Below are 24,512 nucleotides of genomic sequence, written 5' to 3'. Positions count from 1 at the left end.
ACCGCACAGCACGCAGATGAGCAGCTCACAGAACACACCCCCCGTTCTTCAGGAGCACACCTATGCGCAAGAAGCTCAGCGCTGCCGTGGTCGGACTCGGCATCGCAGGCGTCTCGCTGTTCGCCACCGGCAGCGCTTCCAGCCATGGCTACAGCGACCAGCCCCCCAGCCGCCAGGCGCTCTGCGCCAAGGGCACCGTCAAGAACTGTGGCGCGATCCAGTGGGAGCCGCAGAGCGTCGAGGGCCCCAAGGGCTTCCCGGCCGCGGGCCCCGCCGACGGCAAGATATGTTCCGGCGGCAACAGCGGGTTCAAGGAGCTGGACGACCCGCGCGGCGGCAAGTGGCCCGCCACCAGCCTCAAGGGCGGCCAGGGCTACACCTTCCAGTGGCGGCTGACCGCACGGCACGCCACCACCGACTTCCGGTACTACATCACCAAGGACGGATACGACCCGAGCAAGCCGCTCACCAGGGCGGACCTCGAACCCGAGCCGTTCGTGACGGTGCCGATGGGCGGGCGGCAGCCGGCCGCCACCGTGCAGCACCAGGGCACGGTGCCCACCCAGAAGACCGGCCACCACATCATCCTCGGCGTCTGGAACATCGCCGACACCGGTAACGCGTTCTACGCCTGCTCCGACGTCAACCTGTCGTAACCGCACGGCGCCGGAGCCGCCACGGGCCTCCCTGTCCTTCCTCCGGGGAGGCCCCTCCGCCGGATTCCCGCCGCCCGCACCCCTCGCTCCCTGCCGCGCCCGGTCCGTATCAGCCGGCCCGCCTCCCCTAGGCAGCACCGACCGGCGGGAATATTCTGCTGGTTGGTCTGGACCGCAGTGCACTCGGCTCGCAGGAACCACCCCCTCATGTTCCGGGAGCGACCCATGCGCAAAAGGATCAGCACGGCCGTCATCGGTCTGGGCGTCATCGGCGCGTCCGTCCTGTCGACGAGCGGCGCGGGCAGCCACGGCTACACCGACGCCCCCATCAGCAGACAGAAACTGTGCGCCGACGGCACGGTGAAGAACTGCGGCGCGATCCAGTGGGAGCCGCAGAGCGTCGAGGGCCCCAAGGGCTTCCCGGCCGCGGGCCCCGCCGACGGAAAGATCTGCTCCGGCGGCAACAGCCGCTTCAAGGAGCTGGACGACCCGCGCGGCGGCCAGTGGCCGGCCACCCAGGTGAGCGCGGGCTCGTACACCTTCCGCTGGCGCTTCACCGCCCCGCACCGCACCACGGACTTCCGCTACTACATCACCAGGAACGGCTGGAACCCCAGCCGCCCCCTTACCCGGGCCGACCTGGAGCCCGCCCCGTTCCTGACCGTCCCCTACAACGGGCAGCAGCCGCCCTACACCTACACGCACCAGGGGACACTGCCCGGCGGGAAGAGCGGCCGGCACCTGATCGTCGGCGTCTGGACGATCGCCGACACCGCCAACGCGTTCTACGCCTGCTCGGACGTGCAGTACTGAGCGCCGCCGCGGCACGGAGAAACGCGAGTGGGCCCCCGAAGCTGTGCTTCGGGGGCCCACTCTCAGGTGCGCCGCCAGGGACTCGAACCCCGGACCCGCTGATTAAGAGTCAGCTGCTCTAACCAACTGAGCTAGCGGCGCGCGCTGACAAAAGAAATACTACCTGGTCCGAAGGGGTGCTTCCGACCACCGCACCGGCGGCCCCCGCCGGAGGCCGGAATTCCGGGCCCCGGCAGGCGCCGCCGGGCCGCTGGGGCACCGGGTCTCCGGGCCCCCGGGATCAGAGCGTCAGCGACAGCAGCACCGGGGCTGCCCGCCGGTTCAGCGTGTCGGCGGCCTGCCGCAGCCGGTGGGCGTGCTCCAGCGGCAGCGACAGGGCCAGGCAGCCGACCGTGGAGCCCGCCGTGATCGGTACGGCCGCGCAGACCGTGCCCACCGCGTACTCCTGGAGGTCCAGCATCGGGACCGTGGGTGGCTGGCTGTCCAGCTTGTGGAAGAGCACCTTCTCGTTGGTGATCGTGCGGGAGGTCAGCCGGGCGGTCTTGTGGCGGGAGAGGTGGTCCATCCGGCCGTCGTGGTCCAGCTGCGCCAGCAGGCACTTGCCGACCGCGCTGGCATGTGCCGTTCGGCGGAATTCCGCCCACTCGTTGACCTTGGGGGCGCGCGGTCCGTCGGCGTAGTGCAGGATCTTGACCTCGCCGTCGATGTAGCGGCTGATGTAGACCGCCGCGCCCACCGAGTCGCGCAGCTCGACGAGGGTGCGCTGCAGCTTGTCGCGGAGCGCCTCCTCGCGGCCGCCGCCGGAGCCGAGCAGGACGAGCGACTCGCCGACGACGTACGCACCGTCGGCGACCTGCGAGACATAGCCCTCGCGGCGCAGCATCGCCAGCATGTGGGCGAGGTGCCCGGCCGGCAGCCCGGTCTCGCGGGCTATCTGGACGTCCGACACGCCGTCGGCGTGCCGGGCGACGGTTTCGAGCACGCGGAGGGCGTACTGCACCGAGTGGAACGGCGCGGTCGGCTCGGGCTTCAGCGCCACGGTGTCCCCCTAGCAGGTTGTGACCGTTTGCGTCGATGCCGTCGCCGGCGGTCACGGTGGTCGAACAGAACCGGCCGTTCCCGGGCGGCGAGGCACGTACCACGATAGCGGGCAAAGCCGCCCGCCGGAGGGGGTCTTGACCGAAAAGGGGGCCCAGCCACGCATCTGTACTGGGGCGTGGTCCAACGGCATATGCCCACGTCATTCCGGGGGTGCGGCAGGGCCGGACACGGCGCCCGGAGCGCGGCCGCAGCCGCCCCCGGGCGCCGCGCCGCGCCTCAGAGAACCGCGCTCAGGAACTCCCGGGTGCGGTCGTTCTCCGGCTCGCTGAAGATCTTCTCCGGCGTCCCGAATTCGATCACCCGCCCCTGGTCGAACATCATCACGCAGTCGGAGATGTCCCGCGCGAAGTTCATCTCGTGCGTCACGCAGAGCATGGTGATGTCGGTGGTGTGGGCGATGTCGCGCAGCACGTCCAGCACGCCGGCCACCAGCTCCGGGTCGAGCGCGCTGGTCACCTCGTCCAGCAGCAGCACCTGCGGCCGCATGGCCAGGGCGCGCGCGATGGCGACCCGCTGCTGCTGGCCGCCGGAGAGCTGCGACGGGTACTTGTCGATGTGCTGGGTCAGGCCCACCAGGTCCAGCAGCCCGCGGGCCCGTTCCTCGGCGGCCTCCTTGTCCAGGCCCAGGACGTGCACCGGCGCCTCGGTGATGTTGCGCAGCACCTTCATGTTGGGGAAGAGGTTGAACTGCTGGAAGACCATCCCGATGTTCTTGCGCACCTCCCGGCAGTGCTTCTCGCTCGCCGGCACGAGCTTGCCGTTCTTCTCCTCGTGGGTCAGGTACGCGTCCCCGACCTTTATCTTTCCCTCCTCCGGCTTCAGCAGCGTCATCAGCAGCCGCAGGATCGTGGTCTTGCCGGACCCCGAGGGGCCGATCAGCGTCACGTGCTTGCCGGAGTAGACCGTCATGTCCAGCGCGTCCAGGACGGTGTGCGCGCCGAAGCGCTTGGTGACCCGGTCGAAGCGGACCAGCTCGGGGCCGTCCTCCTCGGCGCCGACCGTGGGCTGCGCGGGCGCGGTGGGGGTGCTGTCAGCGGACAAGGCGACGCTCCAGGACTCGCAGGAGAAGGGAGGTGGGGTACGAGATCACGACGAACAGGACGCCGACGACCGTGATCGGCTCCATGTAGTCGAAGGTGGTCGCGCTGATGCTGTTCGCCTGGAAGAGCAGCTCCGCGACGGTGATCGCGGCCAGCATCGGCGTGTCCTTGAACATCGCGATGACGTAGTTGCCGAGCGCCGGGACCACCCGGCGGAACGCCTGCGGCAGGATCACCGAGGTCCAGGTGCGCCGGCGCGGCAGGCTCAGCGCCGTCGCCGCCTCCCACTGGCCCTCCGGGACACCGTCGATGCCCGCCCGGTAGACCTCGGCGGTGTACGTCGAGTAGTGCAGCCCCAGGCCGATGACGCCGGTGGTCAGCGGGTCGAAGGTCAGGCCCCAGCCCGGCAGCACGAAGAAGAGGAAGAAGAGCTGCACCAGCAGCGGCGTGTTGCGGATGAACTCGACGAAGACGCTGACCGGCCACGTCACCCAGCGGCTGGGGGAGCGCAGCAGCAGGGCCCACACCAGGCCGAGCGCGAACGCCACCAGCGAGCCGAGCAGCGTCGCCAGCAAGGTGATCCGCAAGCCGTCGAGCAGGTCGGGCAGGATGTCGCCGACGTACTCCCATGACCAGTTGTTCACGGCTTACCTCCGGGGGCGGTGCTCACCTGCGGGCCGTGCTCCGTGATCGGCAGCCGGCGCGAGAACCAGCCGGACTTCTCCGGCGCGCGGCCGATGGACGCCTTGGCCCGGCGTTCCAGGAGGCGCATGATCCGGGTGACCACGAACGCGATGACGAAATAGAGGATCAGGATGATCCCGTAGACCTGGGCGCTCTGGCCCGTGGAGAGCCGGGCCAGCTTGGCCTGGAAGGTCAGCTCGCCGATCGACAGCAGCGAGGCCAGCGCGGTGCCCTTGAGCAGCTCGATCAGCAGGTTGTTGAACGGCGGCATCATCTCCGGTACGGCCTGCGGCAGGATGACCTTGCGCATCCGCTGCCACGGCGTGAAGCTCAGCGCGATGGCCGCCTCACGCTGGGCGGGCGCCACCGCCTGGATGGAGCCGCGTACGACCTCGGAGCCGTACGCCCCGTAGGACAGGCCGAGCGCCAGGGTGCCCGCCCAGAGGCCGGCCAGCTGCCAGCCCAGCAGCGGCAGCGCGAAGAACAGCCAGAACATCAGGACCAGTGCCGAGGTGCCGCGGAAGAACTCCACGTAGACGCCGGACAGGAAGCGCACGATCCACAGCCGCGAGGAGCGGGCCATGCCGATGCCGAAGGCGACGACGGCGGCCAGCACGGCGCTGTAGACCATCAGCTGGACGGTGATCCAGACCCCTTTGAAGAACAGTTCCCACAACGCTCCGGTCACCGGGCACAGAGCTCCTTCGCCGTGAGGTCGGTCATGAACTCCTCGGTGAACCCGAACGGCCGGGCGATGCGCAGGAGTTCGCCGCTCTTCTTCATCTGGTGCAGCTCGCGGTTGAAGGCGTCCCGCAGCGTCGTCTCGCCGATCCGGAAGCCGTAACCGCCGCCGTCCCGCTGGGGTTTGCCGTCCACCTCCGGCGTGAAGGGCTCGGTCATCTCCACCTTGGGGTGCTTGCCGGTCCTCAGCGCCTCCCGCATGGTCAGCGCGGTTCCGGCGAAGCAGTCGATGCGGTCCGCCTCCAGCGCCTCCATGCCGGCGATCTGGTCGCCGTACGTCTGGATCTTCCCCTTGGCGACGCCGTTGCCGACCGCGTAGTCGATCTCCGCGTACCCGATGCCGGTGCCCATCCGCAGGCCGCCCTCGGCCACGTCCTCGTACGACGTGATCTTCTTCGGGTTGCCCTTGGGCACGAGGAAGCCGTCCTTCGACTCGTAGTCCGGGTCGGAGAAGAGCACGGCCTGGCAGCGGGCCTTGTTGATGAACATGCCGGCCACGATCACGTCGTACTGGAAGGAGTGCAGGCCGGGCACGAGCGCCTGGAACTCCACCGGCACCGGCTCGAAGCCCGCCACCCCCAGCCGCTGGAAGATGGTCTTGGCGACGGCGGGTGCCTCGCCGGTCAGTTCGCCCTGGTCGTCGATCGACGCGTACGGCGGCTCGCTGGCGATGCCCATCCGTACGACACCCCTGCCGCGCAGGTCGTCGAGCAGGTGTCCCCCGTCCGTAGCTCCGGTGACGTCCACGCGCGAGCACCCTGCGGTCGCTCCCAGCGCCCCTGACAAACCCAGCGCCGCCGCTCCTGCGAGCAGTGAGCGGCGGCGGAACCCTGATGCGGTGTTTCCTGAGCTGTTCCCCTGTGGTGGAGCCATGGGCGCGCGATTACCCGAACTCGTTGAAAATATGCCAATCGTTTCCGGCCCTTGATGTAAGCGGTGCGGAGCCGTGGCGCACGCCGGACACGCGTGCATACGACACCCGTTCGGGTGCGTCAAACCCGTTACGGGCGTGGCTTGTTGACGACGGTCGGCAGCGGATGTGAGCCGTGGGGAAGATGCCGGGTACCGCGTACGGAGGTGCCGTGTGCATCGTGCCGCCCGCTGGTCCACCATGGAGCCGCAAAGCACCGTAAGGAGGCAAAAATGGTCGACCGTTTCCTCGAAGTCTCCCTCGACAAGCGGGGCGTGAGCTGCACCGCCAAGCTGCTCGACGACCGCGCGCCGGTCACCTGCAAGGCCGTCTGGGACGCGCTGCCGCTCGGCGGCGACGTCTACCACGCCAAGTACGCCCGTAACGAGATCTACGCCCTCGTCCCGCCGTTCGCCCCGGAGGAGCCCCCTCTGGAGAACCCGACCATCACGCCCATCCCCGGTGACCTGTGCTACTTCACCTTCACCGACACCCAGTTGGGCACCGCCTCGTACGGCTACGAGAGCCAGGCCAAGCACCAGGGCCGCGCCACCGTCGTCGACCTCGCGCTGTTCTACGAACGCAACAACCTGCTGATCAACGGTGACGCGGGCTGGGTGCCGGGCATCGTGTGGGGCTCGGTGGTGGATGGCCTGGACCGGATGGCCGACGCCTGCCAGGACCTGTGGCGCGCCGGCGCACTGGGGGAGACCCTCAGCTTCCGCCGGGCCTAGCCGGCGCGGGCAGGTCAGCGGCGCCCGAAGTGAAAAGGGCGTGCGCGGCGCGCAGCACCAGCGCGTCCGCGTGCCGCGCGCCCACCAGCTGCACCCCGATCGGCAGCCCGTCCCCGTCCACGCCGCACGGCACGGTCGCGGCGGGCTGCTGCGTCATGTTGAACGGGTACGTGAACGGCGTCCAGCCCGTCCAGCGGGTGTGCCCGGACCCGGCCGGCACCTCGGCCCCCGCCTCGAAGGCGGTGACCGGCTCGGTCGGCGTCACCAGCAGGTCGTACGTGCCGTGGAAGCGCCCCATCGCCACGCCCATCGCCATGCGTACGTCCACCGCCGCCAGATAGTCCAGCGCGCTGCGCCGCGCGCCCTCCGCGCAGATCTCCCGCAGCCCCGGGTCGAGCAGCTCGCGCTGCGCGTGGCTCAGGTGCTGCACGACCCGCGCCGCGCCGCTGAACCACAGGGTGTGGAACTCCTCCACCGGGTCCGCGACGCCCGGGTCGGCCTCCTCCACGTGCGCGCCCAGCTCGGCGAGCCGGTCCACCGCGCGCCGCACCGCCGCGGCGACCTCCGGGCGTACCGGCACGTCCCAGCCGAGCGACGGGCTGTAGGCCACCCGCAGCCCGGCCACCGGCCGCTCCAGCCCGTCCCGGAACGACCCCTCCTGCGGCGCCAGCTGCGACCAGTCCCGCCAGTCGGACCCGGTGATCACGTCCATCAGCAGCGCCGCGTCCGCCGCGTCCCGGGTCATCGGCCCGACGTGCGCCAGCGTCCCGAACGGACTCGCCGGATACAGCGGCACCCGCCCGTACGTCGGCTTCAGCGCGAAGATCCCGCAGAACGACCCCGGGATGCGCACCGACCCGCCACCGTCCGTGCCCAGGCTCAGCGGCCCCGCGCCGAGCGCCACGGCCGCCGCGCTGCCGCCGCTGGAACCGCCCGCCGTCCGGGACGGGTCGTACGGATTGCCCGTCACCCCGTGCCGCGGACTGTCCGTGACGCCCTTCCAGCCGAACTCGGGCGTGGTGGTCTTGCCCACGAACACCGCGCCGTGCTCGCGCAGCCGCGCCACCGATGGCGCGTCCGCGTCCCAGACCGCGCCCTCCTCGCGCACCGTGTGCGAGCCCCGCAGCGTCGGCACGCCACGGGTCAGCAGCAGGTCCTTGACCGTGACCGGCACCCCGTCCACCAGTCCGGCGGGCCGCCCGGACCGCCACCGCTCCTCGGACTCCTTCGCCGCGGCCAGCGCCGGGTCCGCGTCGATCCGGGTGAACGCGTTCACCCGCTCCTGCGCCCACCCGGCCCGCTCGATCACCGCCTGCACCGCCTCGACCGGCGAGAACTCGCCCGCCGCGTACCCGGCGACCAGCCGCACCGCCGAGCAGTCGGCCAGATCCGTCACCTCAGCCATCCCGACCTCCCTCCACGAACCCTGCGCGAACACTCCGCCCCCACGGTCCCGGAAGATCAGGAGCCCGGTACGTAGCCCAGCCGCTTGTCCACCACATTGGTGAGCGGCTCGCCCGCCGCCCACCGGTCGAAGTTGTCCGCGAACTGCTCGGCCAGCGCGTCCCGCCAGCCCAGCGTGTCGCCGCTCATGTGCGGGGAGACGATCAGGTGCGGCACGTCCCACAGGGCGCTGTCCGCGGTCAGCGGCTCGTGCTCGAAGACGTCCAGCGCCGCCGCCGCGATCCGCCACTCCCGCAACGCCGCCACCAGGTCGTCCTCGACGACCAGCGGCCCCCGGGCCACGTTGATGAAGCGGGCCCGCTGCCGCATCCGGCCGAACGCGGCCCGGTCGAACATGCCGCGCGTCTCCTCGGTCAGCGGCGCCGCGCACACCACCCAGTCGGCCGTGCCGAGCAGGCCGTGCAGGGCGCCGCTCGCGTGCACCCGGCCGAAGTCGGGATCGTCCGTACGCGCCCGCCGCCCGACCAGCTCCACTCTGACACCCAGTGCCAGCAGCGTCCGGCCGATGGCCCGGCCGATCGGCCCCGAACCCACCACGACGGCGCGGCTGCCCGCCACCCGCAGTGTCTCCCGGTGCCGCCAGCGCCGCTGCCGCTGGAGCTCCCAACTGCCGTAGAAGTCCTTGGCCATGGCGATCACCAGGCCGGCCACGTACTCGGCGATGGGCTGCTCGAAGACGCCGCGCGCGTTGGTCACCAGGGTCTCGTCCGCGGCCAGCTCGGGGCACATCAGCCGGTCCACGCCCGCGCTCGCGGTGTGCACCCAAACGGGTCGCGGGCCGCCGCCGGGCCAGGCGTCCCGGATCGCGTCGGAGGTGAAGTTCCACGCCAACACCACGTCCGCATACGGAAGTTGGTCGGCGAAGGTCTCGTCGTCGGCGTACACCAGCCGGGCCCGGCCGGCCAGCCGGTCCAGTTTCGGGGGCGGGTCGGAGCCGAGGACGAGGACGGTGCTTTCGGACATAGGCCAGAAACCGTTCTGAAACGTGAGCCCCTTTGAATGAAAGGAGGCGCCGACAGATGCCTGAGATGCGAGGATTGACCACGCTAAGAAGTCGTAACTACCGTGTCAACAACGGCTCTGTCCCGACGTCCCCGGCTTGTGCCGGTCGCACCAAACCCCTGGCCAATGGCCTTGCCCTTGCCAGCCCTTCGCTCTTCTGGGGGCATCATGGACGTCTCATTTCTGGGGGGACCGAAGCCTCAGCTCGGTGTGGGTGTCGTCGCTCCGTTCGACTTCGCCCTGGACCGCGAGCTGTGGCGCTGGATCCCCGACGATGTGTCCCTCCACCTCACCCGCACCCCTTTTGTACCCGTCGAGGTGAGCCTCGACCTGGCCCGCCTCGTCAGTGAACACGAAACCCTGCACGCCGCCGTCCAGGCACTGTGCGCCGTCTCCCCGCAGGTCGTCTCGTACGCCTGTACCTCGGGCAGCTTCGTCGGCGGCATGGCCGGCGAGCGCGCCATGTGCACCGCCATGGCCCAGGCGGGGGGCCGGCTCCCGGCGCTCACCACCTCCGGCGCGCTCCTCGAAGCGCTGCGCGAGATCGGCGCCTGGCGGATCGCGGTCGTCACCCCCTACACCAAGTCCGTCACCGACTCCCTGGAGGAGTACCTGAAGGAAGCCGGTGTCACCGTCACCGGCCGCGCCTACCTGGGCCTGACCCGGCACATCTGGAAGGTGCCGTACCGCGACGTGGTCGACATGGCCCGCCAGGCCGTCGTCGGCGCCGCCGACGCCCTGTTCATCAGCTGTACGAACCTGCCGACGTACGACGTCATCCCGCAGCTGGAGGCCGAACTGCGGATGCCGGTCCTGTCGGCCAACCAGGTCACGATGTGGGCCTCCCTGCGGGCCATCGGGGCCGAGGCCGTCGGCCCGTACCAAGCGCTGGTGGACCCCGTCGCCAGACGCGGACCGGCCTCCATGACCGCCTCCTGGGCCCCGGAGGAAGGGGCCGGGATGCCGAGGCGGAGCGGCCTGTCCGAAGCGGCGTTCGCCGGGTCGGCGGTCCCCTCGTCCGAGGCGGAGCCGGCCGACGGACCGGACGTGCCGCCCTTCCATCCCCCGGAGGAGCCCGGCCCGCCGGTACCGCTGTGACCCGTACGGGCGGCGCCCCGCGGGATGCCGCCCCGGCCCGTTCCCTCCCGCACCCCACCCCGCGTCCACCCGCGCGCCCCGCGCACCTACGCACGGGAGGGCGCGCGCACCGCGGCGCGCACCCCCACACGCATCACCCCACCCCGTCAGGAGACGTGCATGGCATCCACGGTCGGCTTCCTCTACCCCGGCCACTCCGCCGAGGACGACTACCCCCGGCTCGAAGCACTCCTCGGCAACGGCCTGAGCCTGCCGCTGGTCCACACCGACATCGGCGAGGACGCCCACCGCGTCGACGCGCTGCTGGAGATGGGCTCCGCCGCCCGGCTCGCCGCCGGCGTCGCCGAGCTGAAGAGCCGCGGAGCCGAGGCCGTCGTCTGGGCCTGCACCAGCGCCAGCTTCGTCTTCGGCTGGGAGGGCGCCCAGAAGCAGGTGCGTGAGCTGTCGGCCACCGCCGGGCTGCCCGCCTCCAGCACGTCCTTCGCCTTCGCGCACGCCGTACGGGCCCTCGGCGCCCGGCGGGTGGCCATCGCCGCGACCTACCCCGACGACGTCGCCGAGTGCTTCCGCGCCTTCCTGAAGTCCGCGGGCACCGAAGTCGTCTCGACGCGCGGCAGCGGGATCATCACCGCCGCCGAGGTCGGCACGTGGGGCCTGGAGGAGGTCCTGCTGCTCGCCCGTACGGGGGACCATCCCGACGCCGAGGTGGTGCTGCTCCCGGACACGGCCCTGCACACCGCCGGGTACGTGCCCGCCATCGAGGAGGAACTGCACAAGCCGGTGCTCACCGCCAACCAGGTCACCGCCTGGGAGGGGCTGCGGCTGCTGGACCGTACGGTGGCCTGTCCGGCGCTGGGCACGCTGTTCGCGGGGTCGTCGGTGCCGTCCGAGGTGGGGTGACGGGGGCCGTCCGAGGGCCTGCCTCGCGCGCTCGGGAATAACCGGAGAAGTACTCCGGTTGTTCTCCCGGCAGACCAGCGACGCGAGGAGGGCCCGCACCGTGAGCGGCGACCACGACGAGATCCGGGACCACGACGGCAACGGGACCGGTGCCGGGAACGGAGCCGGTGCCGGCCACCCGGCCGGTGCCGACCACCGGGCCGACGCCCGCAACGGCGACGGCATCCGGGGCGCGGCCCTCGGCACCGCGCCCGTGCCCCTGTCCGTACTGGACCTGGTGACCGTGGGCGCCGGGCACACCGCCTCCGATGCCGTACGGACCGCCGTCGGCATCGCCCGCACGGCCGAGCGGCGCGGCTTCCACCGTTACTGGGTCGCCGAGCACCACTCGATGCCCGGCGTGGCCTCCTCGTCCCCGGCGGTCCTGCTGGCGCACCTCGCCGCGCACACCGACCGCATCCGGCTCGGCTCCGGCGGCGTCATGCTGCCCAACCACGCGCCGCTGGTGATCGCCGAACAGTTCGGCACCCTGGAGGCGATGGCCCCGGGGCGCGTGGACCTCGGCCTCGGCCGCGCGCCCGGTACCGACGGCGCGACCGCCGCCGCACTGCGCCGTACCGAGCGGCTGCACGAAGGCGCCGACGAATTCCCCCAGCAGCTCGCCGAGCTGACCCGCTTCCTGGACGACGACTTCCCCGACGGGCACCCGTACAGCCGTATCCACGCGGTGCCGGGACCGGTCCAGGCGACCTCCCCGGGCGGCGTCCAGTCGGCGCACCGGCCGCCGCTGTGGCTGCTCGGCTCCTCCGGCTTCAGCGCCCAGCTGGCGGGCCGCCTGGGCCTGCCGTTCGCCTTCGCCCACCACTTCTCGGCGGCGAACACCATCCCCGCGCTGGACCTGTACCGCGAGTCCTTCCGCCCCTCCGCCGTCCTGTCCGAGCCGTACGCGCTGATCGGCGTCGCCGCGCTGGCCGCCGAGGACGAGAAGGAGGCGCACCGCCAGATCCTCACCGGCGCGCTGTCCATGATCCGGCTGCGCACCGGGCGTCCCGGGCTGGTGCCCAGCCCCGAGGAAGCGGCGGCGTACCCGTTCAGCGGCATGGAGCGGGACTTCGTCGACAGCTGGCTGTCCAACATCGTCCACGGCACGCCGGACGCGGTCCGCGCCGGCCTGGACGGCCTCGCCGAGCGCACCGGCGCGGACGAGCTGATGATCACGGCCAACGCGCACGGCGGCGATGTCCGGTTGCGCTCGTACGAGCTGATCGCGGACGCGTACGGGCTGCCGACGGGGTGACGCCCGGGCCGCCGGGGAAGCGGACGGACGTATCGGAGCGGGCGGGGGAGCGCGCCGGCCCGCCCGCTCCCTCGGCCGCTGCTACGCGCCGGCCTGCCGCCGTCCCGCTCCGATCAGATCGCAGACCCGGTCCGGCGGCACCGGACGGGAGTAGAGCCACCCCTGCCCGGTGTCACAGCCGATACGGCGCAACCGTTCCGCCTGTTCGGCGCTCTCCACGCACTCCGCCGTGACCGTCAGGCCCAGCCGGTGCGCCAGCGCCACCAGCGCCTCCACGATCGTCTCGTCCGCCGGGTTCGGGTGTTCCTGCGAGCGGAACCCGCGCACGAAGGAGCCGTCCAGCTTCAGTACGGACACCGGCAGCCGGCTGAGGTACGCCAGGTTCGAGTAACCCGTCCCGAAGTCGTCGATGGCGATCCGTACGCCCATCTCGCTCAGCGCCTGGAGCGCCTGGAGCGGGCGCCCGGCCGACCCCATCACGGCCGACTCGGTCAGCTCCAGCTGGAGCAGGGCCGGCGGCAGCCCGGTCTCGGCGAGGATGCCCGCCACGTCCGCGACCAGGTCGGAGTCCCACACCTGCCGTACGGCGACGTTCACGCTGACGAACAGCGGCTCCGCGCCGGGGCGGGCCAGCTGCCAGGCGCGGGCCTGGTGGCAGGCGCGGGCCAGCACCCAGCGGCCCAGTTCGACGATCGAGCCGTTCTCCTCCGCCAATCCGATGAACCGATTCGGCGACAGTGTGCCGAACTGCGGATGCCGCCAGCGCACCAGCGCCTCGACGCCCTGCGCCCGCCCGTCACCGAGCCCGACCAGCGGCTGGTACTCCAGCGTGAACTCCCCGCGGTCCACCGCCGGGCGCAGCGTGCTGGACAGCGCCTGGCGGGTCATCCGGTGCGCGTTGCGCTCCGGGTCGAAGAGCGTCCAGCGGGCCTTGCCGTCCTCCTTCGCCCAGTACAGCGTGGTGTCCGCGGCCTGCATCAGGCCGGTCGCGGTGGTGCCGGTCGCCGCCCGCTCCACGACGCCGATGCTCGCCGAGACCGACAGCCGCTGACCGGCCAGGTCGAACGGCCGTTGCAGCGCGTCCAGCACGCGCTGCGCCAGTTCGGCGAGCTGCTCGGTGCCGGCCGAGTCCTCCACCAGCAGCGCGAACTCGTCGCCGCCCAGCCGCGCCACCAGGTGGCCGCTGCCGCCGCGTACCGCGCCGCGTTCGGCCAGGCTCTCGGCGCAGTGCGTCAGGCGCTGTGCCACCGCGCTCAGCAGCCGGTCGCCGACGCGGTGCCCGAGGGTGTCGTTGACGGCCTTGAAGCCGTCCAGGTCGAGGTAGCACAGGCCGACCCGGCCCGTACCGTGCTGCTCGAAGGCGGCCGACTCCAGCGCGCCCGCCAGCCGCTCGAAGAACAGCGCGCGGTTGGGCAGCCGGGTCACCGGGTCGTGCATCTGGAGGTGGCGCAGCCGGGCCAGCAGGTCGTGCCGGTCGCTGATGTCGGCCACGGACAGCAGGACGCAGTCCTCGTCCGGCAGCGGCTCGACCGTCACCTCGGCCCACAGGAACTGCCCGTCGGGATGTTTGAGCCGTCGGGTGCACCGCAGCCGGTCGCTGTGGCCGCGCAGCACCTCCCGGTAGGCGGCCCAGATGCGCGGGTCGGTGCCCAGCTCGGTGAGGTCGGCGGCGGTCGCCGCGACCAGGTCGTCCGGCGCCGCGCCGACCAGTTCGCCGAAGGCGGGGTTGGCGGCGAGGATCAGGCCGTCGCGGTTCAGTACGGCCAGCGGGGCGCGTGCGGCCCGGAAGGCGGCGCGGTAGTCGCGCAGCGAGGCCGCCGAGCCGTCGCCGGCGTCGGGTTCGCCGCGGGCGCCGGTGCGTGGTGCGCCGGGCGGGCCGGGCCGGGGGTGTCCGTCGGCCGCGGTGGGGCCGCCGGTGCGGTCCGGGCCGGAGGCGTCGTCCGGGCCTCCGGCGGATTCATTGGTCGGTTCATTACGCTCCGTCACCGCGGAGAGCGTCGTTCCGGGCGCGCGGCCCGTGCCGCCGGGGTATCCGCTCACTGCTCGCTCCCGCATGGCGCTTGTCTCGTGATGGAGGGGGGAATCCGCGCTGGAAAGTGTGGCGATCATAGAGGCTGCCGCAAGGGCCTATCCAGCGGCCCAACCGTGATCATCGGCACCCGTGGCGGAAGTTTGGCCATTTCCGTCCGGCTGTGTTCGTGCGTATCCGGTCAACGATCGATAGTGACTTTCCGTTACGGGGTGGGGAGTTGGGCCGGTCACTCGTCTGGGGCCCCGGAACAGGGCGGAACCCGGCAAACCATCACAAGGTGGTGAGGGTGCTCCGAATCCGTACCGGGAGGTCGATGTGCCCCGCGCCCAGCAACCTCCGGAGGTGGACCGGCACGTACTGCGCCGGGTGGCCGCGGTGGCCACCTCCCTCAGCGCGGTCATAGCCACCTCCGTCATCTCGGGCCCCGCCACCGCGTCCGAGGGGGCGCTGCCCTGCGCCCTGGCCCGCAGCGAGGCCCACCACTCCGAAGGCCTGGACACCTGGAACCGCGCCTACCCCCGTCCCGTCCGCGCCCTCCGCGCCGTCATGGTCTTCCTGTCCTTCCCGGATTCCCAGCCGGTCACCGACCCCCGTGAGCTGGCCGGGGAGTACTTCCCGGCCACCTCCCGCTTCTTCGAGCGCGCGTCCTACGGCCGCTTCACCCTGCGCCCCGACACCCAGCGCCGCTGGGTACGGATGCCGCAGCCGGCCGGCACGTACGGCATACGCCGGGACTGGGACGCCGGCCGCCGCGTCGCCTACCTGCGCGACGCGGTCGCCGCCGCCGACGGCTCGGTGGACTTCAGCCGCTACGACATCGTCTACCTCGTGGCCGACCCGGACGCGGCCGGCGTCGACTCCGACGCCACCAAGGTCGTCAACCTCGACCGGCCGCTGCGCGCCGACGACGCCGACCTCAGCCGGTTCGTCACCGTCTTCGAGCAGAGCCCGCCGGACCGCAACGTGCTGGCCCACGAGACCGGCCACGTCTTCGACCTGCCGGATCTCTACCACCGCCCGCAGGACGGCAAGGGCGACTGGGACACGTACGTGGGCGACTGGGACCTCATGGGCAGCCAGTTCGGGCTGGCCCCCGACCCCTTCGGCTGGCACAAGTGGAAGGTCGGCTGGCTCGGCGACCGCCAGGTGACGTGCGTCTCCCTCGCCGGGGACCGGCGCTCCTCCGTGCACACCCTGCGGCCGCTGTCCGCCCCCATGGGGCCGGGCGACGGCCGGCGGGCGCGGCTGCTGGTCGTACGCACCGGTCCGCGCAGCGCGCTGGCCGTCGAGGCGCGCGGCGCGGTGGGCAACGATCACGACGTCTGCGCCGAGGGCGTCCTGGTCTACCGCGTGCACAGCGAGACCGCGTCCGGGAGCGGCCCGGTGGAGGTACTGGACGGTCACCCCGGTACCGAGGCGTGTTGGGGGACTTCCGTATTCCCCCAGCTTGCTGATGCGCCGCTCGGCGCGGGCGAAAGCCTGGACGACGCCGAGGACGGAGTGCGGGTGCAGGTGTACGGACGCTCGTCCTCGGGGGACTGGACGGTGAAGGTGGAGCGGAGCGGCTGAGCGGCTGCCCGCGCACACGAAGGAGGGCGCACATGAAGAAGGCCCCCACCGAGGTGGGGGCCTTCTTCTGTCGGTGCGCCGCCAGGGACTCGAACCCCGGACCCGCTGATTAAGAGTCAGCTGCTCTAACCAACTGAGCTAGCGGCGCCTGCTGACGTGGAAAACATTAGCATCCTGATCGGGCGGCGCAAAAATCGATTCCGCGGAGGCTGTGCCGTGCCGGGGGGTGCGGGGGGTGTGCGGGGCCCGGGGCCTTGGGCGGGCCCGGTTCCGGAGGCGGGGGCGGAGGTGGTGCTGGTCACATGGGGGGTGGCGTTCGGGTGGTGGTGGCGGCTGTGGGGGTGCCGGTCGTGGTGGTGGCGCGGCGGGCGGCCCGTATGCAGGCCCAGAGGAGGGCGCCGGGGCCGGGGAGCCAGGGGTGGCGTACGTCCGGGGCGACCAGCCAGCGGGAGTCGGTGAGGTCCTGGGGGGTGGGGTCCTGGGGCGTGGGGTCCTGGGCGGTGAGGTCCTGGGCGATGGGGCCCTGAGCTGTGGGCTTCTGCGTGGTGGGGCCCTGAGCTGTGGGTTTCTGAGCGGTGGGGCTCTGAGTGGGGAGTGCGGCCTGGGCCGGGTGGGTGGTGTGCGCGGGTTCCGGCAGCGGCTGGGGCGGCCGGCGCGGGAAGAGGGGCGGCACGGTCACCGCGTCGCCGGGCCCGTGGCAGAGCAGGGGTGGTACGGACCCGGACCACTCCTCCCAGGCGAGCAGGGCGGGCAGTCGCCGGGCCGTCCCCGGCTCGGCGAACAGCAGGATGCGGCCGCGGTGGGTGGCGACCGGGCCGGAGCCGGGCCCCGCCGTCCATAAGCGGTCCACCAGGTCGCGGCCGAAGAGCGCGGGCGCGTTGATCACGTCGAAGACCGTGCCGCACGGGAGCGTGCTCGGGGCGTCCGGGCGCGCTGCCCACCGGGCGTGCACGCTCTCCGGGTACGGGTCGGCGGAGGCGAGCCAGTCGGCGCCGGCGAGGGTGACGTACGCCGCGGTGTGGAAGGTGGCGGGGGCGGGACGGCGGGGGTGCTCGGAGGGCCAGTCGGTCATGAACCCTGGTTTACCGGTACGAGGTGTTCCGTTTCTGCGGAATGGCCGAAATCGGGACAGGCCGGGGCGGTGTGGGGTATGTTCCCGCGCCCGCATATGCCAGCGGCCCATGATCGGCGAGGTGCGGGGTCATGGGCCGCCGGCATGCGGCGTGCGGCGTGCAGGGAGTGGACCGGGGCCTGCGGAGGGCCCTGAGCCGGGGACGGGTGGGGGCGCGGCGGCCTTGAGCCGGGTATGGGTGGGGGCGCGGCGGGCCCTGAGGCCGCGCGGCGCCGGAGGTGAACCGTTCAGTCCGTCGCGTCGAGGCGGCTGCCCCCGCCGCTGCGCAGCAGGCCGCGGCCGAACTCGACCATCTTCGCCGTGTAGTCCTCGGTCCAGTCGGCGCGCTCCGCGATCGCGGAGAGCGGCAGCCGGTCGAAACGCCGCGGGTCGGCGAGGTGGGCCGCCGCCATCGCCTGGAACTCCGTGGCCCGGTCGGCCGCCGCGCGGAAGGCGAGCGTCAGCTCGGTGGAGCGGGCGAGCAGCTCCTTGGGATCCTCGATGGACTCCAGGTCGAAGAAGTGCTCGGGGTCGGACGTGGCCTCCGGAGGCTCGAAGAGCAGCGGAGCCGGTTTCAGGCGCCGGGGCGCGGAGGCGGCCCCGCGCGGGTCGGAAGCCGGTTGCGGCTCGGACATGTACGTACCTCCTGGATCGTGTGCCGCGTTCCATTGTCCCGCGCTGCGCAAGTGCGCCTGGGGACGCGCCCTTACAGGGGCTCGTCCGCCCACCGAGGAGCAGCGCGCCGCGTGCCGCGCGCCCCTGCTCCGCGCCCGCACCGCCACCGTACGACCGTACGCGGCGCACGACGGCGGCAATGCGCCGCTCCGGTCACCGCGCGCCGTCACTCACGGCCGCCACGCCACCCGGTGCTCGTTCAGATGCGCCAGGACCGCATGGTTGGCTTCCCAGCCGTCCGGGGCTGTTTCCATCGGCCGCCCGCGGCGGTGTGCCGGACTCCGTCCGGCGGGCCGGGCGGCGCCGTGCTGGCCCCTTGCCGAGCAGGCCTCGGAACGGCGGTCAGGGATGCCAGGCCACCCGGTGCTCGTTGAGATGCGCCAGGACCGCATGGTTGGCCTCCCAACCATCCGGAAATTTGACCGTGACGCCCAGTTGGACGGGCTCCGCCGAAGGGTGCTCGTCCAGGAGCTCGGGAACGCCCGCGCGGCAGACCACGATGCAGGCGTGCCGGTGGCGCGAAGCCAGCACGCACAGCCGGCCCGTCTCCAGGTGGAAGGCGGTCGCGTCGGGGCGGCCGGACAGCGGGTGCAGGAAGACCGTGACGTCGAACTCCCGTCCCTGGAGGCGGTTGGCGGTGTCCACCGCGACGCCGCCGACGCCGAGCCCGGCCAGCGCGGCCCGTACCGCCGCCGCCTGGTCGCGGTGGGCCGTGCCGACCGCGATCCGGTCGGCGGTCAATGGCACGGGGTCGGGGCCGCGTTCGCTGGTCGCCGCGCCGCCCCGGTCGAGCAGCCGCCGCACCACTCGCGCGATGGCGTGCACCGCCTCCGGGTCCGTCCGCGGGGTGTGGCGGGCGGGCAGTTCGAGCAGGCCCCAGCCGGACTCGGCGGCCTCGTCCAGCACGCGGTCCACGCCCGAGCCGTCGGAGGGCACCCCGAAGGCGAGCCGCCGGTCCCCGTGGTCCGTACCGCTGCGGAACGGCGTGTACGGGTAGAACGCGTCGGAGACCAGCCGCGCGGCGGAGGCGGGCAGCCGCCACGACACCGGCAGCCGGTGCTGCGGCAGACCGGGATTGTGCGCGAGCAGGGTGGTCACGGCGCTGGCAGACGGGTCGTACGCGAGCCCGGCCCACTGCTCGGCGCCGACCACGCTGAACGGGTCCAGCTGCCCCGGGTCGCCCACGAACAGCGCCCGCTCGAACAGGCCGCCGACGGCGAGCAGCGCGTCCGAGCGCATCTGGTACGCCTCGTCGACGATGGCGTGCTGCCACGGCTCGTCGACCTTCGTGTACGCCCACTTGGCGGCCGTCGAGACGACGATGTCCAGCCCGGCCAGGTCGGCGATCCTGGCCGACGTACGCACGGCGGGCAGCTCCGCGAGCGCCGGGTCGAACGCGCCCGGTTCGCTGCTGTGCAGCCGGCCCACCGGCAGCTCGGGGTCCTTCTCGGCGATGCGCAGGACCAGGTCGTCGACCTGCGCGTTGGTCTGCGCGACGATCATCAACGGGCGTCCGGCCGCGGCCAGTTCCCGGGCCGCCCGCACCACCAGCGTGGACTTGCCCGCGCCGGGCGGCGAGTCGACGACGACACCGCGGTGCGCGCCGTGCAGGGTGCTGTGCACGATCGCGTCGGTGGCCTCGGCCGCCGCCGCGCCGGGGTCGAAGGGCGCCCCGCCGTCCGGCCGCCGGGCGGCGGGCACGCCGGGGTACGCGGGGCGGGCCTCGGTCACAGGAAGTCCTCCGCGGTGACGGGGTCGGGCTGGTCCACGGGCAGTACGGCGGCGTCGGCCGCGGGCGGCCCGCCGTGCGTCCACGGCGTGTCCTCGGGCTCGGGCAGCTCCGGCCCGCCGCGCGGCTGATGCTCGAACAGTGTCCAGCACACCCGGTCACCGGGCTCGGGCACGGACCCGGGTTCCGGGGCCTTGCCGCGTCCCATGCCGCCGGTCAGGCGGATGATCAGGCCCAGAGGGGCGTGTGCGGGGCTGGCTGCGGGGCCGCTCGCCGGGGCGCTCGTCGGATCGTTCGGCAGGCTGCCCGTCCCGCCCGTCCCGCCCGTCCCGCCCGTCCCGCCCGTCACGTACGCCACGAACTCGGCGGGCTGCGCCTTCCCGTCCGGCAGCGGACGGTAGAGCTTGCCGCCCTCGGTCAGCTGCGGCCGGTCGTCCGTCCAGAGCGTCACCAGCGGGCGCGGCATCGGCCGTTTGCCGTCCGAATACGCCATCTCCACGCCGGTCACCTCACCGGCCAGCGCCTCCCCGGCGAGCCGTCGGCCCGCCATGACCAGCGGGTCGTCCAGCGCCTCCTGCGCGTCGAGCTGCGCCTGCGCGGTCTCCCGGGAGGACAGCTTCTGGGCGGCCGTGATCGCGTCGTCCCGCTTGGGCTGCGGCGGCTCACCGGCCCGTACCCGGTCGCGGTGCGCGGTGTACGACCAGCGGTCGCGCTTCCACCGGTCGGCGACCCGGGCGCCTTCCGGCAGGGCCCGCAGCAGGTCGATGCCGTGCCACACGGCGTCCCAGGTGGGCCGCAGCTGGCTCTCGACCAGCGCGCGGATCTCGTCCTCGGCGCCGGGCAGCCCCGCGTCGTAACGCGCCATCGCCGGGGCGAGGCGCTTGTTGTCGAAGGCCGGGTCGGTGGCCGGGCCGGCCGGCGGGCACAGCAGTTGGCCGTCCGCGTCCCGGGCCGTCTCCGCGCGCCGCGCGGCCGTCGCGCCGTGCTCGCCCTCGGGAGGGTCGATCCAGGCGAGCAGCGCGCCCAGGTGCTGGTCCTCCAGGTTGCTCTGGCCGGTCGCCCAGTGGCGGGCGAGCAGACCGGTCATCGGCAGCAGCAGACTCGCGCCCGGCACCCGGGCCCGCTCCCCGAAGTGCGTGAACCAGCGGCCCAGCAGCGGCACATGAGGCGGCGCCGGATGCGGAGTGTCCGGTTCCTGTTCGGCGGTCCGCCGGAACCGCATGGAGCGGCCCAGCAGCCGTACGTACGCCACGCCCGCCGCGCTCGGCACGATCACCTGCGGCGCGTCCGCGCACAGCTCCACCTCGACCGGGACCTTCTTGCCCGTCTCGGGGTCGGTCTCCTTGCGCTCTTCGAGCTCGACGGTGTCCGCGTACCCGTCCACGTACGGCAGGACGGTCTCGGCCAGCTCGGCGAGGAACGCGAACCGCAGGTCACGGTCGCGCGGCTGTGGCACGGCGAGCAGCAGCGGCTTCTCGCGGTCGGTGCCGACCAGCGCACCCAGCGGGGCGCCCGCCTCACCCGAGGTGGTCAGCGGGACGAAGACCAGCGGGCGCGCGGACAGATGCCGGTGCCGCACCGTCGTCAGCGGCTGCGCGCGGCCCGCCGCCACGGCTTCCATCCTGGCGAGTACCTCGATCAACGCCATGCCGCTCCCTCCCCGGCACCGCCGCGTCCGGCGGCGGCCAGCGCCTCGGCGCGCAGGGCCGCCGCCCGCCGCAGCGCTTCGACGGCGGGAGCGTCCGCGTCGGGGGCCACGCCCTCCTCCGTGCCCGTGCCCTTGTCCGTGCCCACGCCCGCGTTCGCGCCCAGAGGGTGGGCGGCCGCGCCCGCAAGCCCGTCCGCCGCGCCCACGCCGCCCCACGCGCCCCCCGTACGTGCCGCCGCCAGCGCCTCCTCGACCGTACGCAGCCCGCCCAGCTCACCGCGCACCCCGCGGCCCAGCGACTCCACGGCGCCCGCCGCCCGCGCCCGCTCCCGGCAGTGGAACGCCAGCTCGCAGGCGGCCAGGCACTCCGGTGCGTACGCCGCTTCCACGGACTCGACCGCCTCGGCCAGCTCGGCGGCGGACCGCGTCACCGTCTTCCCGTCGTCCGCGAGCCGCAGGTCGAAGGTGGTGCCGGGCGGGAGCTGCCCGGCGATCTCCTCGACCTTGGTCAGGCGCCGCAACTGCCGCTCGGTCGTCGCCAGTTGCTTGCGGATGTCGACGGCCTCGGCGGTGGGGAGGTTCGCGAAGTCCTTCGGGCAGACCAGCAGCACCTGGTCCCGCACCGTCACCGCACGGCCCGTACTGGCGAGCACCTGCCCGGCCACCCGCCGCAGCGCGAGCACGTACACCGCCGCCTGGCGGGCCGCCGCGCCCACCTTGGCCGGATCGGCGGAACCGTCGATCATCGGGAAGGACTTGATCTCCACGACCGTCCAGCCGCCGTCCGGACGCACCACGACCGCGTCCGGCTCCAGGTAGGCGGGCGAGCCGGCCACGTCGAGGGTGAGCAGGGGGTGGTCCAGCAGCGTCCAGCCGCCGGCGGCCGTCGCCTCGCGCAGCGCCAGAGCCGTACGGGCGGCCCGCCCCTCGGGACCGGCGGCGGACAGGTCGGGGACGGCGACCCCGCCGGGCTCGGGGGCCGCCGCGCCGCCGCCCGTCCGCTCGTACAGCAGCCGCATCAGGTCCGCGCCGTCGTCGGCCTTGACGCGGGCCTCGAAGGAGTTGCCCCGGGCCAGCGCGAACTGCGACTGCCCGTAGGCAGCCGGCGACCCGAGGGCACCCGCGAGCGCCGCCTTGTCGACGCCCGCGCCGTCCAGCAGCGCGCGGCGGCGGCAGCCGGGGTTGGCGGCCAGCGCGGCGAGCGCGCGGGCGTCCAGGGGCCGCGGCCGTACGCCGGGGCCGCGCAGCTCACCGAGCCGCTGTCGCAGCCCCGTCGTCGGCTGCGGCAGCGGTGGCGGCTCCGGCGGCCGGTCGGCCGCGGCGGGTCGGCTGTCGCGGAAAACGTTCACCCGCGGAAGTCTGGCATCCGCCACTGACATTCGCGTGCGCCCCCGGCATCCCGGCGGCCGGAAGATCGCGCGGCGCACCGGCGCCGGAGCCACGCGCCGCGGCCGGGAGAGGCGCGTCGCCCGCCTCCGCACCGGCGCCGGGGCCGACCGCCGCGGCCGGGAGAGGCGCGTCGCCCGCCCCCGCACCGGCCCCGTCCCCGTCCTTCCGGAACCGTCCACGCACCCTGTCCGCGAGCCGCAGCGCCGGGCGTGTCAGCAGCAGGCCCGCCCCCATCACGGCCGTACCGGCCAGCGCGTCGAGCAGGTAGTGGTTGGCGGTGCCCATCACCACCAGCACGATCAGCAGCGGGTACGCCACCCCCAGGATCCGCGTCACCCGCGACCGGCCGTGCCGCCACAGCACCACGCCGCACCACAGCGCCCACCCCACATGGAGGCTGGGCATCGCCGCGAACTGGTTCGTCATGCCGCCGAGCCCGCGCGGCGCGCTCGCGTCGGCGCCCCACCACCCGTAGGAGGAGAACTGCGCCATGGTGTCCGCGAACCCGCTGCCCGCCTCCAGCAGGCGCGGTGGCGCGGTCGGCAGCAGCGTGAAGCCGATCAGCCCGATGAGGGTGGCCAGCATGAGCCACGTACGGAGCGTCCGGTAGTGCCGGGGGCGCCGGTTCCACAGCCAGATGAGGACCGCGGGCGTGACCAGGTAGTGCAGCGAGGCGTACGCGAAGTCGGCGGGGACGCCGAGGGCGGGCGTGGCGGTGAAGAGACGATTCAGCGCACGTTCCGGGTCCAGCTGCAGCAGCTCCTCCCACCGCAGGATCGTCCGTCCGTGCTCCGCGGCGGTGTGCGCGTCACCGCGGGCCACGAGGCGGCCCGCGGAGTAGGCCACGTACACGAGGGCCAGCAGTGGCAGTTCCGTCCACCACCGGAGCCTGCTGCCGGCTGCCGCTGGGCGGCGCGCTACGGCGTCCATCCTGGTCGTTCTCCAAGCTGCGCGGCCCGTGGCGGATCGGTCGCGGGCCTGGTGCGAGGGGGTGCGGCGCGGTGCGGCACCCGTCGGCGCGGAAAGACGCCGACCCTCCACCGTACGCCGTACGGCGCGATGCTCCCGGCGGGGAGGGGCAGCGGGCGTACCGGAACGATGCGCGATGATGGAACGGACGGCCACCGCCCGAAGGCGACGGGAGCCGGACCCGGATCAGCGCCGATCGGGCACACACGAGCAGCAACAGCCCCGAAACGGGCTCCGAGGACGGAAGAGCCGAGCAATCGGCCAGAGGTATTCCCCATGGCACCGCGCATTCTGCTGGCCCGGCACGGGCAGACGGAGTGGTCCCTGTCCGGCAAGCACACCGGCCGTACGGACATTCCGCTCCTGGAGGAGGGCCGCCGCGGCGCCAAGCTCCTGGGGGAGCGGCTGCACCGCGCGCCCTGGAACGGCCTGCCGGACGTCGAGGTCCGCACCAGCCCCCTGGTGCGCGCCAAGGAGACCTGCGAGCTGGCCGGCTTCGGCGACCGTGCGCGGGACTGGGACGCGCTCATGGAGGTCGATTACGGGGCGTACGAGGGCCTGACGCCCGCCGACATCAAGGCCGGGCGCCCGGACTGGCTCATCTGGCGCGACGGCGTCCCTGAGGGCGAGACGCTGGCCGAGGTCGCGGCACGGGCCGACGAGGTCGTGGAGTGGGCGCGCTCGGCCGACCGGGACGTCCTGATCTTCGCGCACGGCCACATCCTGCGCTCCCTGGGCGCCCGCTGGCTCGGCCTGGACGTCTCCTTCGCCGCCCGCATCCGCCTGGAGCCGACGTCCCTGTCGGTCCTGGGCTGGGCCTACGGGGAACCGGCCATCGAGCGCTGGAACGACACGGGGCACCTGGGCTGAGGTCCGGTGGCCCCGTAGGCCCATCGTTCCGCCCCCCCGCCCCGTCCCCCCGACCGCCCCGCCCGGAGCCCGGACACCCC

At 73.2% G+C, this 24,512-nt stretch carries 22 protein-coding genes and 2 tRNA genes; 8 read left to right on the top strand and 16 right to left on the bottom strand.

The genetic code is table 11. The annotated features are described in order from the left end of the window. Positions 1-62 precede the first annotated feature (62 nt). Positions 63-656: a lytic polysaccharide monooxygenase auxiliary activity family 9 protein gene (locus AB0L45_RS02645; protein ID WP_365835296.1), complete on the top strand. Its 594-nt coding sequence runs from the start codon at positions 63-65 to the stop codon at positions 654-656. 225 nt (positions 657-881) lie between these two features. Continuing rightward, positions 882-1,469: a lytic polysaccharide monooxygenase gene (locus AB0L45_RS02640; protein WP_365835294.1), complete on the top strand. Its 588-nt coding sequence runs from the start codon at positions 882-884 to the stop codon at positions 1,467-1,469. A gap of 67 nt (positions 1,470-1,536) precedes the next feature. On the opposite strand, the gene AB0L45_RS02635 is transcribed toward AB0L45_RS02640, so the two are convergent. From AB0L45_RS02635 to ehuB, 6 genes are all read right to left on the bottom strand, one after another. Then, a tRNA-Lys gene (locus AB0L45_RS02635) sits at positions 1,537-1,610 on the bottom strand. 139 nt (positions 1,611-1,749) lie between these two features. After that, positions 1,750-2,508 (bottom strand): IclR family transcriptional regulator C-terminal domain-containing protein, encoded by a 759-nt coding sequence (locus AB0L45_RS02630; protein WP_365835292.1) that lies wholly within the window; start codon positions 2,506-2,508, stop codon positions 1,750-1,752. A gap of 278 nt (positions 2,509-2,786) precedes the next feature. Further along, a complete protein-coding gene (gene ehuA, locus AB0L45_RS02625; protein ID WP_365835290.1) occupies positions 2,787-3,611 on the bottom strand; it encodes an ectoine/hydroxyectoine ABC transporter ATP-binding protein EhuA in 825 nt (274 codons plus the stop codon). Next, positions 3,601-4,254 (bottom strand): ectoine/hydroxyectoine ABC transporter permease subunit EhuD, encoded by a 654-nt coding sequence (ehuD, locus tag AB0L45_RS02620; RefSeq protein ID WP_365835288.1) that lies wholly within the window; start codon positions 4,252-4,254, stop codon positions 3,601-3,603. Before ehuD ends, ehuA begins: the two co-directional genes overlap by 11 nt. Continuing rightward, on the bottom strand, positions 4,251-4,982 hold the full coding sequence (gene ehuC / locus AB0L45_RS02615; protein WP_365835286.1) for an ectoine/hydroxyectoine ABC transporter permease subunit EhuC: 732 nt from the start codon (positions 4,980-4,982) through the stop codon (positions 4,251-4,253). The genes ehuD and ehuC overlap by 4 nt, the downstream gene beginning before the upstream one ends. Continuing rightward, entirely contained in the window at positions 4,979-5,908 is a 930-nt protein-coding gene (ehuB, locus tag AB0L45_RS02610; protein ID WP_365835284.1) for an ectoine/hydroxyectoine ABC transporter substrate-binding protein EhuB, read from the bottom strand. The genes ehuC and ehuB overlap by 4 nt, the downstream gene beginning before the upstream one ends. Positions 5,909-6,178: 270 nt before the next feature. Between ehuB and AB0L45_RS02605 the strand changes: the two genes are divergently transcribed. Then, entirely contained in the window at positions 6,179-6,679 is a 501-nt protein-coding gene (locus tag AB0L45_RS02605) for a DUF3830 family protein (RefSeq protein ID WP_365835282.1), read from the top strand. Here AB0L45_RS02605 and AB0L45_RS02600 read toward each other — a convergent pair. Together AB0L45_RS02600 and AB0L45_RS02595 are read right to left on the bottom strand one after the other, a co-directional pair. After that, complete coding sequence (locus AB0L45_RS02600; RefSeq protein ID WP_365835280.1) at positions 6,660-8,084, bottom strand: amidase; 1,425 nt, start codon at positions 8,082-8,084, stop codon at positions 6,660-6,662. The two genes, AB0L45_RS02605 and AB0L45_RS02600, sit on opposite strands and share 20 nt — an antisense overlap. Positions 8,085-8,140: 56 nt before the next feature. Further along, entirely contained in the window at positions 8,141-9,106 is a 966-nt protein-coding gene (locus AB0L45_RS02595) for a D-2-hydroxyacid dehydrogenase (RefSeq protein WP_365835278.1), read from the bottom strand. A 207-nt stretch (positions 9,107-9,313) separates the two neighbouring features. Between AB0L45_RS02595 and AB0L45_RS02590 the strand changes: the two genes are divergently transcribed. The 3 genes from AB0L45_RS02590 to AB0L45_RS02580 all read left to right on the top strand — a co-directional run bounded on the left by AB0L45_RS02590 (position 9,314) and on the right by AB0L45_RS02580 (position 12,440). Beyond that, positions 9,314-10,243 (top strand): decarboxylase, encoded by a 930-nt coding sequence (locus AB0L45_RS02590; protein ID WP_365835277.1) that lies wholly within the window; start codon positions 9,314-9,316, stop codon positions 10,241-10,243. A gap of 159 nt (positions 10,244-10,402) precedes the next feature. Next, positions 10,403-11,143: a decarboxylase gene (locus tag AB0L45_RS02585; protein WP_365835275.1), complete on the top strand. Its 741-nt coding sequence runs from the start codon at positions 10,403-10,405 to the stop codon at positions 11,141-11,143. A gap of 223 nt (positions 11,144-11,366) precedes the next feature. Further along, entirely contained in the window at positions 11,367-12,440 is a 1,074-nt protein-coding gene (locus AB0L45_RS02580) for an LLM class flavin-dependent oxidoreductase (protein ID WP_365835639.1), read from the top strand. Positions 12,441-12,521: 81 nt separating this feature from the next. Here the strand turns inward: AB0L45_RS02580 and AB0L45_RS02575 are convergent, their stop codons facing one another. Continuing rightward, positions 12,522-14,549: an EAL domain-containing protein gene (locus tag AB0L45_RS02575; RefSeq protein ID WP_365835273.1), complete on the bottom strand. Its 2,028-nt coding sequence runs from the start codon at positions 14,547-14,549 to the stop codon at positions 12,522-12,524. Between the two features lie 265 nt (positions 14,550-14,814). Here AB0L45_RS02575 and AB0L45_RS02570 point away from each other — a divergent pair, with 265 nt between their 5' ends. Further along, positions 14,815-16,041 carry a M6 family metalloprotease domain-containing protein gene (locus AB0L45_RS02570; RefSeq protein ID WP_365835271.1) on the top strand — a complete coding sequence of 409 codons (1,227 nt, stop codon included), beginning with the start codon at positions 14,815-14,817 and terminating at the stop codon, positions 16,039-16,041. 74 nt (positions 16,042-16,115) lie between these two features. Here AB0L45_RS02570 and AB0L45_RS02565 read toward each other — a convergent pair. The 7 genes from AB0L45_RS02565 to AB0L45_RS02535 form a co-directional block, all read right to left on the bottom strand. Next, a tRNA-Lys gene (locus AB0L45_RS02565) sits at positions 16,116-16,189 on the bottom strand. Positions 16,190-16,339: 150 nt separating this feature from the next. Next, on the bottom strand, positions 16,340-17,113 hold the full coding sequence (locus AB0L45_RS02560; protein WP_365835269.1) for a hypothetical protein: 774 nt from the start codon (positions 17,111-17,113) through the stop codon (positions 16,340-16,342). Between the two features lie 287 nt (positions 17,114-17,400). Next, positions 17,401-17,787 (bottom strand): hypothetical protein, encoded by a 387-nt coding sequence (locus AB0L45_RS02555; protein ID WP_365835267.1) that lies wholly within the window; start codon positions 17,785-17,787, stop codon positions 17,401-17,403. A gap of 382 nt (positions 17,788-18,169) precedes the next feature. Continuing rightward, entirely contained in the window at positions 18,170-19,528 is a 1,359-nt protein-coding gene (locus AB0L45_RS02550; RefSeq protein ID WP_365835637.1) for an AAA domain-containing protein, read from the bottom strand. Between the two features lie 26 nt (positions 19,529-19,554). Then, positions 19,555-21,204, bottom strand: a complete 1,650-nt coding sequence (locus tag AB0L45_RS02545; RefSeq protein WP_365835265.1) for a hypothetical protein — start codon at positions 21,202-21,204, stop codon at positions 19,555-19,557. Then, entirely contained in the window at positions 21,195-22,493 is a 1,299-nt protein-coding gene (locus AB0L45_RS02540; RefSeq protein WP_365835635.1) for a hypothetical protein, read from the bottom strand. Before AB0L45_RS02540 ends, AB0L45_RS02545 begins: the two co-directional genes overlap by 10 nt. Then, positions 22,453-23,523 carry a phosphatase PAP2 family protein gene (locus tag AB0L45_RS02535; RefSeq protein WP_365835263.1) on the bottom strand — a complete coding sequence of 357 codons (1,071 nt, stop codon included), beginning with the start codon at positions 23,521-23,523 and terminating at the stop codon, positions 22,453-22,455. Before AB0L45_RS02535 ends, AB0L45_RS02540 begins: the two co-directional genes overlap by 41 nt. Positions 23,524-23,838: 315 nt before the next feature. Between AB0L45_RS02535 and AB0L45_RS02530 the strand changes: the two genes are divergently transcribed. Next, on the top strand, positions 23,839-24,432 hold the full coding sequence (locus AB0L45_RS02530; protein ID WP_365835261.1) for a histidine phosphatase family protein: 594 nt from the start codon (positions 23,839-23,841) through the stop codon (positions 24,430-24,432). The last annotated feature ends 80 nt before the right edge of the window (positions 24,433-24,512 follow it).

The sequence above is a fragment of the Streptomyces sp. NPDC052496 genome, from assembly GCF_040679095.1.
Classification (GTDB): Bacteria; Actinomycetota; Actinomycetes; order Streptomycetales; family Streptomycetaceae; genus Streptomyces.
The sequence above is the reverse complement of the archived record's forward strand: the minus strand, read 5'-3'. Positions and strand labels throughout refer to the sequence as shown.

Excerpts from the sequence above, each read along its gene's own strand:
- AB0L45_RS02645 (WP_365835296.1), top strand. The coding sequence starts at position 63 with ATGCGCAAGAAGCTCAGCGCTGCCGTGGTCGGACTCGGCATCGCAGGC.
- AB0L45_RS02640 (WP_365835294.1), top strand. The coding sequence starts at position 882 with ATGCGCAAAAGGATCAGCACGGCCGTCATCGGTCTGGGCGTCATCGGC.
- ehuB (WP_365835284.1), bottom strand. The coding sequence starts at position 5,908 with ATGGCTCCACCACAGGGGAACAGCTCAGGAAACACCGCATCAGGGTTC.
- AB0L45_RS02605 (WP_365835282.1), top strand. The coding sequence starts at position 6,179 with ATGGTCGACCGTTTCCTCGAAGTCTCCCTCGACAAGCGGGGCGTGAGC.
- AB0L45_RS02600 (WP_365835280.1), bottom strand. The coding sequence starts at position 8,084 with ATGGCTGAGGTGACGGATCTGGCCGACTGCTCGGCGGTGCGGCTGGTC.
- AB0L45_RS02595 (WP_365835278.1), bottom strand. The coding sequence starts at position 9,106 with ATGTCCGAAAGCACCGTCCTCGTCCTCGGCTCCGACCCGCCCCCGAAA.
- AB0L45_RS02590 (WP_365835277.1), top strand. The coding sequence starts at position 9,314 with ATGGACGTCTCATTTCTGGGGGGACCGAAGCCTCAGCTCGGTGTGGGT.
- AB0L45_RS02585 (WP_365835275.1), top strand. The coding sequence starts at position 10,403 with ATGGCATCCACGGTCGGCTTCCTCTACCCCGGCCACTCCGCCGAGGAC.
- AB0L45_RS02575 (WP_365835273.1), bottom strand. The coding sequence starts at position 14,549 with ATGATCGCCACACTTTCCAGCGCGGATTCCCCCCTCCATCACGAGACA.
- AB0L45_RS02560 (WP_365835269.1), bottom strand. The coding sequence starts at position 17,113 with ATGACCGACTGGCCCTCCGAGCACCCCCGCCGTCCCGCCCCCGCCACC.
- AB0L45_RS02555 (WP_365835267.1), bottom strand. The coding sequence starts at position 17,787 with ATGTCCGAGCCGCAACCGGCTTCCGACCCGCGCGGGGCCGCCTCCGCG.
- AB0L45_RS02545 (WP_365835265.1), bottom strand. The coding sequence starts at position 21,204 with ATGGCGTTGATCGAGGTACTCGCCAGGATGGAAGCCGTGGCGGCGGGC.
- AB0L45_RS02535 (WP_365835263.1), bottom strand. The coding sequence starts at position 23,523 with ATGGACGCCGTAGCGCGCCGCCCAGCGGCAGCCGGCAGCAGGCTCCGG.
- AB0L45_RS02530 (WP_365835261.1), top strand. The coding sequence starts at position 23,839 with ATGGCACCGCGCATTCTGCTGGCCCGGCACGGGCAGACGGAGTGGTCC.